This is a genomic window from Cellulosimicrobium cellulans (assembly GCF_001722485.1).
In the GTDB taxonomy this organism is placed as follows: domain Bacteria; phylum Actinomycetota; class Actinomycetes; order Actinomycetales; family Cellulomonadaceae; genus Cellulosimicrobium; species Cellulosimicrobium cellulans_A.
The window spans coordinates 1-16,344 of sequence record NZ_LWGL01000072.1 but is presented as its reverse complement, the minus strand read 5'-3'; the positions used below and the strand labels follow the sequence as shown (position 1 = coordinate 16,344).

The window sequence follows — 16,344 nt, the reverse complement described above, 5'->3', positions numbered from 1 at the left end:
GGAGACCAGACGGCGGCCCGCCGTGCCCGGGCGCGGGGCCTGGCCGCGCCGGGCGGCCGCGCGGCGCACCCACAGCACGCCGCCGAGCGTGACGACGAGCGTCGCGACGAGGAGGCCGACGAGCACCGGGTAGAGCGCGGGGATCGTGCTCGTGAGGACGTTGAGGTACTGGCGGTTCTCGACCGTGCGCGCGACGTCCATGCGCCGCGTCTCGCCGAGCCCGAGCGCGGCGCCGTCGAGGCCCTCCGTGCTCCCGCCGGCCTCGGCGACGACGGTCGCCGTGAGGTCGACGAGCTGGACGATGCCGTCCTTCTGCGTGCTCGGCGAGTGCAGCCAGCGGCCGGTCGGCTCGCCGCGCCGCCAGTCGACGACGACCTGCAGGCCGGGCTCGCCCACGGGCCCTGCGGAGATGCCCGCGACGAGCACCCGCGTGCCCGGCTCGGTCTCCGCCATGACGCGGCCGAGCGCCTCGTCGAGCTCCGCGAGGCTCTCTCCGCGGCCCGCGGCGGACTCGACGACCTCGCCCTGGTCGACGACGGTGACGTCGCACTCCGCGACCTCGCCGTCCGGGAGGGACGCGAGGTCGGGGACGTAGCGCGCGACGTGGCCGGTCTCGTCGGCGAGGACGAGCGCCGCGCCGGGCCCGACGGCCGTCGCGCACACGCCCGTGGGCGCGAGGCGCGCGGCGAGGGTGCCCGGGCCGTGGTGGGTCGTCGTGACGGGTGCGGTCTCGTCCGTGGGCGCGACGAGCGCGTCCCACCCGGGGACGACCGTCGGGGCCGGCTCGGCCGTGGCCGCGGCCGTGGCGGGGACCGGCGGGCAGCCGGGGCCGGGCACGTCCTCGGTCGTCGTGCCGGGACCGGCGGGGGTTCCCGGCACCTCGGCGTCCGCCGGGTCGGCGGTCGAGATCATCTGCCCCGCGGACAGCGTGAGCCACGCGTCGGTCGTGCACGTCGTGCGCCCGAGGTTCATCGAGGCGACCGACCCCGTGCGGATCATCGACCACAGCGTCGGCGTCGCCGACGGCGAGACGTCGCTCCAGTACAGGCCCGCGACGGCGACGACGACGACCGGCTCGGGCTCGGCCTGCACCGGGGCCGGGGCGGGCTCGTCGGTGGACGCCGCGGCCGGTCCGGCGACGCCCGGCACACCGAGCAGCACCGCCGCCAGGAGGGCGAGGACGGCGCGCGCCGCCCTCGCGCGCACGCGGTCCCCGCGTGCGGGGACGCGGCGCGGGCAGGGGGTGCTGGCGGCCGGGAGCGTCACCGGTCCAGCCTACGGGGGCCTCGGCGGGCGGCTCTCAGCTGCGGACGACGAGCGCCCCGGGGTCGACGCGCGCCTCGAGCTCCACCGCCTGGCCGAGCACGTCGCCGTCGACCTGCGCCTGCTCGCCGCCCTCGACCCGCACCCGCACGCGCCGCGCCTTCGCGTGGTCGATCCGGCCGATCTTCGCGGGCAGCTCGCTGCGCACGCCGAAGCCCTGCATCACGACCTCGCCGAAGAGCTGCGCCCAGCCGGCGAGGCCGCCGCGGGTGTCGACCGCCGCGACGTCGAGCACGCCGTCGTCGAGGACGGCGTCGGGCAGGAGCGTGATCCCGCCGGGCAGGCGGCCGCAGTTGCCGATCATCACCGAGCGCAGGCGGGCGTCGACGGCGGGCTTGTCGTCGAGCTGGATGCGCGCGCGCATGCGCCGCCCGTGCAGGTGCCGGATCCCGGCGACGAAGTACGCGACCCAGCCGACCTTCGCCTTGAGGACGTCGTCGGCGTCGGCGACCATCGCGGCGTCGAACCCGAGCCCCGCGATGACGAGGAAGATGTGCTCCCTCGTGGTGCTGCTCGCCGGGGCGTCGCCGGCCCGCACCGGGAGCGGCGGGATGCGGTCCTCGCTGCCGCCCGCGCCCTCGGCCCACCGCAGCACGCGCACCCAGCCGACGTCCACGGGCCGGTCGACCCCGGCGAGGACGACGCGCAGGGCCGCGCGCGGGTCGCCGACGGGCAGGTCGAGGTTGCGCGCGAGGAGGTTGCCCGTGCCGAGCGGCACGAGCGCCATCGTCCGGCCGCTGCCCACCATGCCCTCGGCGACGGCGCGCACGGTGCCGTCGCCGCCGACGGCCACGACGACGTCCGCCCCGCGGGCGAGCGCCTCCCGCGTCTGCCCGATCCCGGGGTCCTCGACCGTCGTCTCGAGCCACAGGGGGTCGGGCAGCGCGGCGTCGGCGAACGCGGCGCGCACGACCGCCTCGAGCCCGTCGACGTCCGGCTTGGAGGGGTTGGCCACGAACGCGACGAGCTCGCGCGAGTCGTCCTCGACGGGACCTCCGGGCGTGGGCCCGGCGGCCCCAGCCGCACGGCGCGACCGCGCCTGCTGGGCGCGCAGGCCGAGCGCGACCACCAGCGCGACCACGGCGACGGCGAGCGCCGCCAGCGCGACCCACAGCTCCCACGACATGCCGACACGGTAGTCGCCGTGCCGGGCGGGGACGTCGCCAGGGCGGGCGCGGGCCCGTTCGTTAGGCTGCTCGCGTGATCGACCTCCGCCTCCTGCGCGACAACCCCGACACCGTCCGAGCCAGCCAGGTCGCGCGCGGCGACGACCCCGCGCTCGTCGACTCCGCGCTCGACGCCGACGCGCGCCACCGCGCCGCGCTGTCCGCGTTCGAGGTGCTGCGCGCGGAGCAGAAGGCGCTGGGCAAGCAGGTCGCCCAGGCGAAGGGGGACGAGAAGGCGACGCTGCTCGCCCGCACCAAGGAGCTCGCCGCGGACGTCAAGGCGCGCGAGAAGGACGCCGCGGACGCGGAAGGCGAGCTCAAGGGCCTGCTGTACCGGATCTCGAACGTCGTGGCCGGGGCGCCCGCCGGGGGCGAGGAGGACTACGTCGTCCTGCGCGAGGAGGGCACGATCCGCGACTTCGCCGCCGAGGGGTTCGCGCCGCGCGACCACCTCGACCTCGGCGAGGGGCTGCGCGCGATCGACACCGAGCGCGGCGCGAAGGTCTCCGGGGCGCGGTTCTACTACCTCACCGGCGTGGGGGCGCGGCTCGAGCTCGCGATCCTCAACGCGGCGATGGACCGTGCCGTCGCGGCCGGGTTCACGCCCGTCATCACCCCGACGCTCGTGCGCCCGGAGGTCATGCAGGGCACCGGCTTCCTCGGCGCGCACGCGGACGAGATCTACCGGCTCGAGAAGGACGACCTCTACCTCGTCGGGACGAGCGAGGTCGCGCTCGCCGGCTACCACGCGAACGAGATCCTCGACCTGTCGGCCGGCCCGCGCCGCTACGCCGGCTGGAGCGCGTGCTACCGGCGCGAGGCCGGCTCGCACGGCAAGGACGTGCGCGGCATCATCCGCGTCCACCAGTTCCACAAGGTGGAGATGTTCTCCTACGTCGCGCCCGAGGACGCCGAGGCCGAGCACCAGCGCCTCCTCGGCTGGGAGGAGGACATGCTGCGCCTCGTCGACCTCCCGTACCGCGTCATCGACACCGCCGCGGGTGACCTCGGCTCGAGCGCGGCGCGCAAGTTCGACTGCGAGGCGTGGCTGCCCACGCAGCAGCGCTACCTCGAGCTCACGTCGACCTCGAACTGCACCACGTTCCAGGCGCGCCGCCTCAACGTGCGCGAGCGCGTCGAGACCGACGGCAAGGCCGAGACGCGGGCGGTCGCCACGCTCAACGGCACGCTCGGCACGACGCGCTGGATCGTCGCGATCCTCGAGAACCACCAGCAGGCCGACGGGTCCGTGCGCGTCCCCGAGGGCCTGCGCCCGTACCTCGGCGGCCTCGAGGTGCTCGAGCCGGTGACGGCGTGACGGAGGCGCTGCTCGTCGCGCTCGACGTCGACGGCACGCTCATGTCGTACGACCAGGAGATGTCGGACGACGTGCGCGACGCGGTCGCCGCGCTGCGCGACGCCGGGCACCACGTGGTGCTCGCGTCGGGGCGCTCGCTCGTCGCGATGACGCCCGTGGCGGAGATCCTCGGGATCGACCGCGGGTGGGTCGTCGCGTCGAACGGCGCGGTGACCGCCCGGCTCGACCCCGACGAGCCGGACGGCTACGTGCTCGAGGACGTCGTGACGTTCGACCCGGGCCCGGCGCTGCGCCTGCTGCGCGAGCGGCTGCCCGGCGCGCGGTACGCCGTGGAGGACGTCGGCGTCGGGTTCCGGATGAACGAGCTGTTCCCCGACGGCGAGCTCGACGGCGTCCACCGCGTCGTCGACTTCGACGAGCTGTGGTCGGGCGAGGTGACGCGCGTCGTCGTGCGCTCGCCCGGCTCCACGAGCGAGGAGTTCCACGAGCTCGTCGAGCAGCTCGGGCTCGACGACGTCACGTACGCCGTCGGCTGGACGGCGTGGATGGACCTCGCGCCGCTCGGCGTCACGAAGGCGACCGCGCTCGAGCAGGTGCGCCGCACGCTGCACGTCCAGCCGCACCGCACCGTCGCGGTGGGGGACGGGCACAACGACGTCGAGATGCTCGGCTGGGCCGCGCGCGGCGTCGCGATGGGCCACGCCGACGAACGCGTGCGCGCCGCCGCCGACGAGGTCACGGGACCTATCGCCGACGACGGCGCGGTCGCCGTCCTGCGCTCGCTCCTGTCCTGACCGCGAGGCCCGGCGGAGCGCGGGCTACTCGCGCGGCTCGCGCGCGGTGAGGACGACGGGACCGGCCTCCGTGATCGCCACGGTGTGCTCGCTGTGCGCGCCGCGCGAGCCGTCGACCGACCGCAGCGTCCAGCCGTCGGGGTCGGTGAAGATCTCGTCGGTCGTCTCGAGGAACCACGGCTCGATCGCGATGACGAGGCCCGGCTTGAGCGGGAACCCGCGCTTGCGGCGGCCGTCGTTCGGGACGTGCGGCTCGCCGTGCATCGTGCGGCCCACGCCGTGGCCGCCGAAGTCCGTGTTGACGGTGTACCCGGCCGCGTGCGCGACGTCGGCGATCGCCGCCGAGATGTCGCCGACCTTCTTGCCGGGCTGGGCCGCGGCGATGCCGGCCTCGAGCGCGCGCTCGGTGGTCTCGATGAGCTTGCGGTCGGCCTCGCCGAGCGCACCCTCCCGGGCCGTGCCGACGACGAAGGACACCGCCGAGTCCGAGACCCAGCCGTCGACCGACGCGGCGAAGTCGATGCTCAGCAGGTCGCCGTCGCGCAGCGCGTAGTCGTGGGGCAGCCCGTGCAGCACGGCGTCGTTCACGGACGTGCAGATGACCTTGCCGAACGGGCTCGCGCCGAACGACGGGTGGTAGTCGATGTAGCACGACTCGGCACCGCGCTCGCGGATCATGCGGTGGGCGATCTCGTCGAGCTCGAGCAGGTTCGTGCCGACCTTCGCGGCGGCGCGGACCGTCGTGAGGACGTCGGCGACGAACCGTCCGGCGGGTCGCATCTCCTCGATCTCCCGCGGGGTCCTCAGCTCGATCATCGTGGTCCTTCCGTGCGTCGTGCGGTCGCGGGGCCGCGACCGCGGTCCACGATATCCGCCGCGCCCGGCGCGGGCGTGGCCGGGTCCTGCCACGGGACACCCCAGCCGCGCGGATGTCGCGCGGATGTCGCGCGGCCTCGGCCGGGCGGGCAGAATCAGCGCTCGTGGCAGGCATCGACGACGTCGCCAGGGCCGCCGGGGTGTCCACGGCGACGGTCTCGCGCGCGCTCCGCGGCCTGCCGAACGTCTCGGAGGCCACGCGCCGGCGCGTGCACGCGGAGGCCGCGCGGCTCGGGTACGTGCCCACGCCGTCGGCGTCGTCGCTCGCGACGGGACGCACCCGCACGATCGGCCTGCTCACGCCGTGGGTCAACCGCTGGTTCTTCGCCAACGTCATCGAGGGCGCCGAGCGCGCCCTGCGCGACGTGGGGTACGACGTGCTGCTGCACACCTTCGTCGTGCGGCGCGACGAGCCGCGGCGCCGGGTGGACCCGAACGTCCTGCGGCACCGCGTCGACGGCACGCTCGTGGTGGGGCTCCCGCTCGACGAGGACGAGGTGCGCTGCCTCGTCGGGCTCGACCGGCCGCTCGCCTTCGTCGGCTCCGGCCCGACCGACCAGGTGACGGTTCGCCTCGACGACGTCGCGACCGGGTACGCCGCGACGCGCCACCTGCTGGACCTGGGGCACCGCGTCGTCGGGCACGTCACGGACGTGCAGGAGCCCGTCTCGTCGTGGTCCCCGCCGGCCGAGCGCGCGCTCGGGTACGCACGGGCGCTCGAGGAGGCGGGTATCGCCGTCGACCCCGGCCTCGCCGTGAACGGCGACGTCGACGTCGAGGGCGGGCGCGCGGCGACGCTCGAGCTCCTGCGGCGGCGCCCGGACGTGACGGCCGTGTTCGCCCTGTCCGACGAGATGGCGATGGGCGCGCTGCTCGCCGCGCGCGAGCTCGGGCTGCGGGTCCCGGAGGACCTGTCGGTGATCGGGGTCGACGGGCACGACCTGGGCGAGGTCGTGGGCCTGACGACCGTCGCGCAGGACGCGTACCAGCAGGGGGCGGACGCGGCCCTGCTCCTGCTCGAGATGGTCGGCGGCGCCCCGGCACCGCGGCGGCTGACGTACGCGACGGAGCTTGTGCGCCGCGGGTCCACGACGCCGCCACGTCCTTCCCGGTCGCCGTAGCGGGGCGCCCGGTGGCTCGCCGCGCGCGGCGCAGGGGAGTGTGGGAGCGTGTCCACGAGGAGCGGCAGCGCCCTCGGGGAGGTGGGTCTCGTGACGGAATCGTTACGCGAAGGCAGCCGCCCCGTGCTTGCAGAACGCGGATGTAAACGCTTGCATTGTCCGTAGGGCGAGAGCGCGGTCGCGCTCGCCGACGTGGCGACAGGCCCGGCCCACGAGGTCGGGACGTCGCGGCGTCCGCACTCACACGACGAGGTGGAGGGTTGACATGACCAGGAGCACGATGTCCGGCACGGCACGTCGTCGGACGTTCGCCGTCGCCGCGGGCGGGGCGAGCCTCGCGCTCGTCCTCGCGGCGTGCGGCGGTGGCGGTGACGGCGGGGACGGCGGCGGTGGCGGCGGTGGCGACGCCGCCGCGACGCCCGAGATCGACTGCGCGCCCTACGAGGAGTTCGGCGACCTCGAGGGCACCGAGGTGTCGGTGTACACCTCCATCGTCGAGCCGGAGCAGGCGACGCAGGAGGCGTCGTACGAGCCGTTCGAGGAGTGCACGGGCGTCACGGTGAACTACGAGGGCTCGCGCGAGTTCGAGGCGCAGCTGCTCGTCCGGATCCAGGCCGGCAATGCGCCCGACATCGCGTACCTGCCGCAGCCGGGCCTGCTCAACACGATCGTCAACGACTTCCCGGGCGAGATCGTCCCGGCGCCCGAGCAGACGGTCGCGAACGTCGACGAGTTCTTCAGCGAGTCGTGGAAGCAGTACGGGACGGTCGACGGCACGTTCTACGCGGCGCCGCTCGGCTCGAACGTCAAGTCGTACGTCTGGTACTCGCCGTCCATGTTCGAGGACGCGGGCTACGAGGTCCCCACGACGTGGGACGAGATGATGGACCTCACCGCGCAGATCGCCGACTCCGGCGCCGTCCCGTGGTGCGCCGGCATCGAGTCGGGCGACGCCACCGGCTGGCCGGCGACCGACTGGATCGAGGACGTCGTCCTGCGCACCGCCGGTCCTGACGTCTACGACCAGTGGTACACGCACGAGATCCCGTTCAACGACCCGCAGATCGTCGAGGCGTTCGACACGGCCGGCGAAATCCTCAAGGACCCGGCCTACGTCAACGGCGGCCTCGGCGGCGTGGACTCGATCGCGACCACGGCCTGGACGGACGCGGGCTACCCAATCCTCGACGGCAGCTGCTGGCTGCACCGCGCGGCGAACTTCTACCAGACGCAGTGGCCCGAGGGCACCGAGGTGGCCGAGGACGGCGACGTCTACGCGTTCTACCTGCCGACCAACCAGACCGACATCAAGCCGGTCCTGGGCGGCGGCGAGTTCGTCGCGGCCTTCGCGGACCGCCCGGAGGTCCAGGCGTTCCAGACCTACCTGTCCTCGGCCGACTGGGCGAACGCCAAGGCGCAGACGACGCCGCAGGGTGGCTGGGTCTCGGCCAACACCGGCCTGGACCCCGAGAACCTCGCGACCGAGTTCGACCGGCTCTCGGCGGAGATCCTCGCCGACCCCGACGCCGTCGTGCGGTTCGACGCGTCCGACCTCATGCCGGGCGAGGTGGGTGCCGGGACGTTCTGGACCGGGATGGTGAACTGGTTCACCGGCTCCGACACGCAGGAGGTCGTGGACACGATCGAGGCGTCCTGGCCGACGTCGTGAGGCCGGCGCGCACGACGTCCGCCTGAGTCCACCTGACACGAGCACGACCGGACGGGGGGTCCGCCGAGGTCGGCGGGCCCCCCGTGGGCGGTCCACCCTGCACACCACGCTCGGGCCCCGACGCCGCGGCCGAGCAGACCGGAGACCACCATGGACTGGTTGACCGACCCGACCTCTCCTGCCGAGAAGTTCGGGCTGATGATCCTCGCGATCGTGCTGTTCGTCGTCGTGATGGGAGCGATCCTCCTCGCGGTGGACCGCCCCAAGCGCGTCCCGCGGTGGGTCGTCGTCCTCGGCTTCGTCGGCCCGGCCGTGATCGGGCTGGCGTGGGGGCTCGTCCGCCCCGCGCTCATCACGATCTGGAACTCGCTGTTCGACCAACGGGGCAACGAGTTCGTCGGCCTGGACAACTACGTCACGGCGTTCACGACGGACCAGTTCCAGCTCGTGCTGCGCAACACCGCGCTGTGGGTGGTCATCGTGCCGCTCCTGTCGACGTTCATCGGCGTCGTCTACGCCGTGCTGGTCGACCGGACGCGGTTCGAGAAGTTCGCCAAGGCCCTCGTCTTCCTCCCGATGGCGATCTCCATGGTCGGTGCGTCGATCATCTGGGGATTCGTCTACGAGTTCCGCCCGAACCAGCCGGGCGTCCAGCAGATCGGCCTGCTCAACCAGGTGATCGTCTGGCTCGGCGGCGAGCCCCAGCAGTTCCTCATCGGCCAGCCGTGGAACACGTTCTTCCTCATCGCCGTGATGATCTGGATCCAGACCGGGTTCGCGATGACGGTGCTCTCCGCGGCGATCAAGGCGATCCCCGACGACATCGTCGAGGCGGCCCGGCTCGACGGGCTCAAGGGGCTCGGCATGTTCCGGTACATCACCGTCCCGAGCATCCGCCCGGCGCTCGTCGTCGTCCTCACGACGATCGCCATGGCGACGCTCAAGATCTTCGACATCGTCCGGACGATGACGGGCGGCCAGTTCGGCACGGACGTCGTCGCGAACGAGTTCTACACGCAGGCCTTCCGGCAGAACAACCAGGGGCTGAGCTCCGCGCTCGCGGTCATCCTCTTCGTCCTGGTCGTGCCGATCATCGTCTACAACGTCCGCCAGATGCGGCTCGCCGAGGAGATCCGATGACCAGCACCCCGATCCCCCCGGTCGTCCCCGAGACCGACCTCACGACCGAGGCCGAGCTCGAGGGCCCCCGCGGCCCGCGCAAGATCAGCCGTCTCGAGAAGCGCGCCATCGCCGCCAAGGGCAAGCTCAGCTCCCCGTGGGCGTCCTTCATCGCGATCCTCATCGCCATCCTGTGGACGATCCCGTCGGTCGGTCTCCTCGTCACGTCCTTCCGCCCCGAGCTCGACATCCGGCGCAGCGGCTGGTGGACGGTCATCCCCGGGATCTTCACCGGCGAGGCGGAGTTCACGCTCGACAACTACGACCAGGCGCTCTACGGCAGCGGCGCGGACCTGTCGACGTTCTTCGTCAACTCGTTCGTCATCACGCTGCCCGCGGTGGTCATCCCCATCACGCTCGCGCTGCTCGCGGCGTACGCGTTCGCGTGGATCGAGTTCCGGGGCCGCGAGATCCTCTTCGTCGCGATCTTCGCCCTCCAGGTCGTGCCGCTGCAGGTCGCCCTCGTCCCGCTGCTGCGCGACTACGTCGACGTCGGGCTCAACGGCACCTTCTGGACGGTGTGGCTGTCCCACTCGATCTTCGCGCTGCCGCTCGCGATCTTCCTGCTCCACAACTTCATGAAAGACATCCCGCGCTCGCTCGTCGAGGCCGCGCGCGTCGACGGTGCCGGGCACGTGAAGATCTTCTTCCAGGTGCTGCTGCCGCTCCTCGTGCCGGCCATCGCGTCGTTCGCGATCTTCCAGTTCCTGTGGGTGTGGAACGACCTGCTCGTCGGCCTGACGTTCGCGAGCACGGAGTCCTACCCGCTCACCGTGCGCGTCGCGGAGATGGCCGGGTCGCGCGGCGGCGACTGGCACATCCTCACGGCGGGTGCCTTCATCTCGATCATCGTCCCGCTCGTCGTCTTCGTCGCGCTGCAGCGGTACTTCGTCCGCGGGCTGCTCGCCGGGTCGGTCAAGGGCTGACCGGCGCGGCGCCGTCCGGTCCACGGGCCGGACGGCGCCGGCGTGCCCGGTCGTAGAGTCGTGCGGTGCCCGTCCGTCCCGCCGCCGCCCTCGAGCGGGTCCCCGTCCCCGCGCTGTTCGTCGTCTCCGGGCTCACGCAGTACCTCGGCGCGGCGATCGCCGTCGGGCTCTTCGCGGTCGCGGGCGCGGTCGAGGTCGGCTGGCTGCGGATCGCGGCGTCCGCGGTGCTCCTCCTCGCGTGGCGACGCCCGTGGCGCCGCCCGTGGTCGCGGCGCGACCTCGCGTGGGTCGCGGTCTTCGGGCTCGCCCTCGCGGCGATGAACCTCGCGTTCTACGTCGCGATCGACCACCTGCCGCTCGGCACGGCCGTCGCGATCGAGTTCTGCGGGCCGGTCGCCGTCGCCGCCGTCACCGGCCGCGGGTGGCGCGAGCGGGGCGCCGTCGCGGTGGCGGCCGGCGGCGTCGTGCTGCTCGCCGGTGTCACGGTCGAGTCGGACCTGCCGCGCGACGACGCTGTCGTGGGGCTCGCCGCGATCGCCGTCGCGGCGGCGTGCTGGGCGGCGTACATCGTGCTCGGCCGGCGCGTCGCGGTCGCCGGGTCGGGCGTGACGTCGCTGTCCGTCGCCATGACCCTCGGCGCGCTCGTCTTCGCGCCGTTCCTCGCGCCGGCCGCCGCCCCGGTGCTCGGGGACTGTCGGCACGTCCTCGCCGTCGCCGGCATCGCGCTGTTCTCGTCGGTGGTGCCGTACGCGCTGGAGCAGCTGGTCCTGCGGCGCGTGAGCGCGGCGACGTTCTCGGTGCTGCTCGCCCTCCTGCCCGCGACGGCGGCGGTCGTCGGCGCGGTCGTGCTCCGGCAGGTGCCCACCCTGCCGGAGCTCGCCGGCCTCGTCCTCGTGTCCGGCGCGATCGCCATGACGGCGCGACGGTCGACCGCGCCGCGGGATCCGGTGGAGCCGGTGGAACCGCCGGAGGGTCAGAGGTACTGACCGGGCGACGGGCGGCCGTCGTGCTGGTCGTGGCCGCCCGGACGGCCGGGCATGCCGGGTCCCGTCGGGCTCATCGGCATGGCCCCGGGAGGCAGCGCGCGGCGCATCTGCGAGAGCTGGGCCTGCGCCGCCATCTGCTGCGCGACGAGCGCCGTCTGGATCCCGTGGAAGAGACCCTCGAGCCAGCCCACGAGCTGCGCCTGGGCGACCCGCAGCTCGGCGTCGGACGGCACGGCGTCGTCGGTGAACGGCAGCGTGATGCGGTGGAGCTCCTCGACGAGGTCCGGGGAGAGGCCCTCCTCGAGCTCGGTGAGCGAGCGCTCGTGGATCTCCGCGAGGCGCGAGCGGGCGGCCTCGTCGAGCGGCGCGTCGCGCACCTCGTCCAGCAGCTTCTTGATCATGCCGCCGATGCGCATGACCTTCGCGGGCTCCTCGATGACGCTCGCCGGGTTGCGGTCGGGGTCGGTCGAGTCGTCGCTCTCGACGACGCTCACGCCCGTGCCGTCGGGCATGACGACCGTGGCGCGGCCGGGGCCGTCGTCGGGTGCGGCCTCGTCCGCCTCGTCGGAGGGAGCCGGGGCGTCGGGCTCGGCGGGGCGTCCGGTGCGGTCGTCGTCGGGTCGGGGGTCGCGTGCGTCGTCAGCCATGGGCCCAGTCTTGCGGCTGGGGCCGACGCCCGCAGCGGCGGCCTACGGGACGAGCAGGACCTTGCCGAACACCTCGCCCGAGTCGAGGAGCTCGTGCGCGCGTGCCGCCTCGTCGAGGGGCAGGCGCGCGTGGACGACCGGGCGGACGCGGCCGTCCTCGACCATCGGCCACACGTGCGTGAGCACGTCCTGCACGATGCGGGCCTTCTCCTCGGCCGGGCGCGCACGGAGGGTCGTGCCCGCGACCGTCGCGCGGCGCGCGAGCAGGCGGCCCAGGTCGAGCTCGGCGCGCGCGCCCTGCTGCATCCCGATCACGACCAGCCGGCCGTTCGTCGCGAGCACGCGCAGGTTGCGGTCGAGGTACGCCGCGCCGACCACGTCGAGCACCACGTCGGCACCGCGGCCGTCGGACGCCGCGCGGACCGCCTCGACGAAGTCCTCCTCGCGGTGGTCGACGGCGAGGCTCGCCCCGAGCGCGAGGCACCGGTCGGCACGCTCCCGGCCGCCCGCGGTGACCGCGACGCGCGCGCCGAGCGCCGCGCCCATCTGGATCCCGACCGTGCCGATGCCGCCCGAGCCGCCGTGGACGAGCAGCCACTCGCCCGCGGCGATCCGTCCGACGTCCACGACATTGCTCCACACCGTGCACACGGCCTCCGGGAGCGCGGCCGCGTCGACGAGGTCGACGCCCGCCGGGGCGGGCAGCACCTGGGTCGCCCGGACGCGCACCTGCTCGGCGTACCCGCCGCCCTCGAGGAGCGCGACCGCGCGGTCGCCCACCGACCAGCCGCTCACCCGCTCGCCGACGCTCGCGACCGTCCCGGCGACCTCGAGCCCCGGCCAGTCGGGGGCGCCCGGCGGCGGCGGGTACGAGCCGGCGCGTTGTAGCAGGTCAGCGCGGTTCACGCCAGCGGAGACGACCTGCAGGACCAGCTCGTCGGGCCCCGGGGACTGGTCAGGGAGCTCGGAAACCGTTAAGTTCTCAGGGCCACCAGGGCCGGAGATCGTGACGCCTCGCACACCGACGAGCGTACGCGCAGGCCACCGGAGGCGCCGGTTCGCTCGGCAGGGGGGCGGGGTCGGCGACGCCTGCAGTGCCGTCGCCGGCGGATTAGGCGTCCGGGCGATGTGCACCGATAGTTAGTACGCACGACCGGGGAGCCGGGCCGCGCGCGCACGCCGCGACGCCTGACGCCGAACCGGGTGGATCTGGGTCATGGAGGCAGGTTCGTATGCTCCGCAGGTTGAGCGTCCGCGGGAAGATCCTCGCGGCCCTTGCCGTCCCCGTGCTCGTCCTCTTTGTGGCTGCGGCGGTCATCTCGGGCCAGTCGATCGCGGCCGCGCGCAACGCGAGCCAGGCGAGTGCGCTGGTCGAGGCGCTCGCCGCCCAGGACGCCGCCGGGACCGAGATCGCCGCCGAGCGGTCGCTCAGCGTCGTCGACGCGCTCGGGACGCAGGAGGGCGCCCGCGAGCAGATGATGGCGCAGCGCGAGACGACCGACGCGGCCCTCGACCAGCGCGACCGCCGGTACCGCGAGCTCGACCTCTCCGCGCTCGACCCCCGCGTCCGCGCGGCCGTCGAGGAGACGCTCGCCGACCGCGAGGAGCTCGACATCGTGCGGCGCTCGATCGACCGCACCGGTCTCGGGCGCAACGAGCGCATCCGCATGTACTCCCAGCTCATCGACACGGCGCTCGACGTGCCGCGGACGCTCGCGGAGACGACGCCCGACCGCGATCTCGCGCAGTACCTCGAGACGTACGTGCTGCTCGACGAGCTCCTCGCCCAGCAGGCCCTCGAGCTGCCGGTCGCCGGCGCGGTCCTCACGGCCGCGCAGCGCGGGCAGAGCAGCACGGCCGACAACCAGAACGCGGCGGTCCTCCTCACCACGGGCGACTCGCTCGCCGCCGAGGTCCGGGACGCCGTGCGCGCGCTGCCCGGCATCGACAACGACATGCCGGTGGCCGGCGTGGCGTACACGCAGCTGCGTCGGAACGTCGCCTCGTCGCGCCCGGAGTCGGCCCAGGCCTCGGACGTGGAGGCGTGGCCGCTGCTCTCCACGGAGGACCGCGACGCGACGACCCCGGTCCGTGACGACGTGCGCGCCGAGACGGCCGACGAGGCGTCCGCGCGCTCGACCGCCGCCACCACGAGCGCGATCGTCACGATCGCCCTCACGCTGCTCGCGATCGTCGCCTCGATCCTCGTCGCGGGTCTCATCGCCCGCGCGATCGTCAACCCGCTGCGCCGCCTGACGGGCGCGGCCGAGGACGTCCGTGAGCGGCTGCCCCAGCTCGTCTCGCAGGTGGCCGTGCCCGGGCAGGGCCCGTCGATCGACCTCGCGCCGATCTCCGTCGAGTCGTCCGACGAGGTCGGCCAGCTCGCCACCGCGTTCAACGACGTGAACTCGACGACCGTCAGGGTCGCGCGCGAGCAGGCCGCGCTGCGCGGCTCGATCGCCGAGATGTTCGTCAACGTCGCGCGCCGCGACCAGGTGCTCCTCAACCGCCAGCTCGCGTTCCTCGACGACCTCGAGCGGTCCGAGGAGGACCCGGGGACCCTGTCGAACCTGTTCCGCCTCGACCACCTCGCGACCCGTATGCGCCGCAACGCGGAGTCGCTGCTGGTCCTCGCGGGCATCGACTCCGGCCGTCGCGTGCGCCAGCCCATGCCGGCGTCCGACGTCATCCGTACCGCCTCGTCCGAGATCGAGCTGTACGACCGCGTCCGGCTCAACCTCGTCGTCGACCCGCTGATGCTCGGCCACAACGCGCTCAACGCGGCGCACCTGCTCGCCGAGCTCCTCGAGAACGCGACGATGTTCTCCGAGCCGCACACGCCGGTCGAGGTCACCACGGGCCGCGACGAGCACGCGGTCCACATCACGATCCGCGACCACGGCCTCGGCATGACGCCCGAGGAGCTCGAGGACGCCAACCGCAAGGTCGCCTCGCACGCGGCGTCCGACGTCGTCGGCGCGCAGCGCCTCGGCCTCTTCGTGGTCGGGCGCCTGGCCGACCGCCTCGGCGCGCGCGTGCGCTTCGCGGCCGGCGCGGGCGGCAACGGCACCGAGGTCACGGTGTCCTTCCCGGCCGTCCTCTTCGTCGCCGACTCCCACGTGCCGCTCCCGCAGCCGACCGACCCGCTGGAGGCGGGCACGCAGGCCGCCGCGCAGCAGCTCACCAGCACGGGAGTGCTCCCGGCCGTCGCCGCCGAGCCCGCGCCGCAGCTGCCCCCGGCTGCGTCGCAGCCCGTCCCGGTCGCGTCCGCGCCGTCGACGCCCGCCCCGTCCGCACCCGTCCCGGTCGCCCCGGAGGCCCCCGTGGCCGAGCCGGTGGACATCGCCGCGCTCACCGACGGCACGACGCAGACGGGCATGCCCCGGCGCCGCTCGCGCACCGTGGACCCCGCGGCCTCCGCACCGAGCGCGTCGTTCGCGTCGGGGCCGCAGACCGGTGCGATCGTCCTGCCCCCGCTGGCGACGCCCGCCCTCCCCGAGGAGATCCCGGCCGTCGGCGACGCGTGGACGCCGCCCTCGGAGGTCGCGCCGGCCGGTAACAGCCTGCCGAGCCGCTCGCGCGCGGCCGCGGCGCCCGTCGAGCCGGAGTCGACCGAGACGCCCGTCCTCGACGTGAGCACGCGCAGCGCGCTGTTCTCCAGCTTCCGCCCGGTGGGCGACCGCGGTACCGCGGCGAACCCGGTCGACCTAGGTCCTTCGCCCGAGGTCACGGCGACCGACATCCCGCTCGTCCCCGACCACCAGGGCGAGACCGTCGTGCCGGAGGTCTGGTCCACCGACACCGCGTCGGAGAGCACGGCGTGGACCCCGGCGGTCGAGCCCGACCACCACGACGTCGAGCCGCCGCAGGTCGCGCCCGCGACGGCGGTCGTGCGGGACGAGGCGCCGACGGCACAGCCCGAGCCGGCCGCGTGGGACCCGCAGCCCGACGAGGCCGCCTGGACGCCTCGGCCCGCCGCGGCGTCCTGGGAGCCCGCGCCCGTCGACGAGACGACGGTCGCGCGCGTGCCGCTGGTGCAGCGCGACCCGTCGCCCGAGCCGGCCCCCGAGCGTCCGGCGGAGTCCACCGCGGTGCAGACCCCGGTCGTCGACGCCCCCGCGGCCGACGGCTCGCCGGCGGAGGAGGTGCCGGCCGAGCTCACGTTCGAGGCGCTCCCGCGCTTCGAGGAGCTCATGGCGGACCTGCCGACGCGCCGGTCGCTGCGCGAGAACCAGGCACGCAAGCGCGGCATCTTCGGGCGCCGCCCGCGGACGTCGGCCACGCCGCAGGCCGCGCCGGCGCAGTCGACGGCGCCCCGGGCGTCGGCCGACGTGCCCGC

General features: G+C 74.3%; 12 protein-coding genes and 1 pseudogene. 8 read left to right on the top strand and 5 right to left on the bottom strand.

From position 1 onward, the window contains the following. Positions 1-1,266 (bottom strand): annotated as a pseudogene (locus JZ5iCDA_RS09705) (hypothetical protein); the annotation flags it as partial. A gap of 34 nt (positions 1,267-1,300) precedes the next feature. Then, a complete protein-coding gene (locus JZ5iCDA_RS09700; protein ID WP_069386988.1) occupies positions 1,301-2,449 on the bottom strand; it encodes a diacylglycerol/lipid kinase family protein in 1,149 nt (382 codons plus the stop codon). Positions 2,450-2,523: 74 nt separating this feature from the next. On the opposite strand from JZ5iCDA_RS09700, the gene serS reads away from it, so the two are divergent. Together serS and JZ5iCDA_RS09690 are read left to right on the top strand one after the other, a co-directional pair. Further along, complete coding sequence (gene serS / locus JZ5iCDA_RS09695) at positions 2,524-3,807, top strand: serine--tRNA ligase (RefSeq protein ID WP_069386987.1); 1,284 nt, start codon at positions 2,524-2,526, stop codon at positions 3,805-3,807. Continuing rightward, positions 3,804-4,601 carry an HAD family hydrolase gene (locus tag JZ5iCDA_RS09690; RefSeq protein ID WP_069386986.1) on the top strand — a complete coding sequence of 266 codons (798 nt, stop codon included), beginning with the start codon at positions 3,804-3,806 and terminating at the stop codon, positions 4,599-4,601. Before serS ends, JZ5iCDA_RS09690 begins: the two co-directional genes overlap by 4 nt. A 24-nt stretch (positions 4,602-4,625) precedes the next feature. Here the strand turns inward: JZ5iCDA_RS09690 and map are convergent, their stop codons facing one another. Next, positions 4,626-5,417 (bottom strand): type I methionyl aminopeptidase, encoded by a 792-nt coding sequence (gene map, locus JZ5iCDA_RS09685; protein WP_069386985.1) that lies wholly within the window; start codon positions 5,415-5,417, stop codon positions 4,626-4,628. A gap of 164 nt (positions 5,418-5,581) precedes the next feature. Between map and JZ5iCDA_RS09680 the strand changes: the two genes are divergently transcribed. The 5 genes from JZ5iCDA_RS09680 (at position 5,582) to JZ5iCDA_RS09660 (ending at position 11,358) form a co-directional block, all read left to right on the top strand. After that, positions 5,582-6,598: a LacI family DNA-binding transcriptional regulator gene (locus JZ5iCDA_RS09680; protein WP_253182036.1), complete on the top strand. Its 1,017-nt coding sequence runs from the start codon at positions 5,582-5,584 to the stop codon at positions 6,596-6,598. Positions 6,599-6,863: 265 nt separating this feature from the next. Then, positions 6,864-8,267, top strand: coding sequence for an ABC transporter substrate-binding protein (locus tag JZ5iCDA_RS09675; protein WP_083259857.1), 1,404 nt, complete (start codon positions 6,864-6,866; stop codon positions 8,265-8,267). Between the two features lie 150 nt (positions 8,268-8,417). Further along, complete coding sequence (locus tag JZ5iCDA_RS09670) at positions 8,418-9,407, top strand: carbohydrate ABC transporter permease (protein WP_069386982.1); 990 nt, start codon at positions 8,418-8,420, stop codon at positions 9,405-9,407. Next, complete coding sequence (locus tag JZ5iCDA_RS09665) at positions 9,404-10,372, top strand: carbohydrate ABC transporter permease (RefSeq protein WP_069386981.1); 969 nt, start codon at positions 9,404-9,406, stop codon at positions 10,370-10,372. Before JZ5iCDA_RS09670 ends, JZ5iCDA_RS09665 begins: the two co-directional genes overlap by 4 nt. Before the next feature lie 65 nt (positions 10,373-10,437). Then, positions 10,438-11,358: an EamA family transporter gene (locus JZ5iCDA_RS09660; protein WP_069386980.1), complete on the top strand. Its 921-nt coding sequence runs from the start codon at positions 10,438-10,440 to the stop codon at positions 11,356-11,358. Here the strand turns inward: JZ5iCDA_RS09660 and JZ5iCDA_RS09655 are convergent. Both JZ5iCDA_RS09655 and JZ5iCDA_RS09650 read right to left on the bottom strand, forming a co-directional pair. After that, complete coding sequence (locus tag JZ5iCDA_RS09655) at positions 11,346-12,005, bottom strand: bacterial proteasome activator family protein (RefSeq protein WP_083259856.1); 660 nt, start codon at positions 12,003-12,005, stop codon at positions 11,346-11,348. The genes JZ5iCDA_RS09660 and JZ5iCDA_RS09655 overlap by 13 nt on opposite strands. 42 nt (positions 12,006-12,047) lie before the next feature. After that, entirely contained in the window at positions 12,048-13,025 is a 978-nt protein-coding gene (locus JZ5iCDA_RS09650; RefSeq protein WP_069386979.1) for an NAD(P)H-quinone oxidoreductase, read from the bottom strand. A gap of 224 nt (positions 13,026-13,249) precedes the next feature. Here JZ5iCDA_RS09650 and JZ5iCDA_RS09645 point away from each other — a divergent pair. Continuing rightward, positions 13,250-16,344: sensor histidine kinase (locus JZ5iCDA_RS09645; protein WP_171905338.1), on the top strand; the 3,095-nt coding region annotated here is incomplete at its 3' end.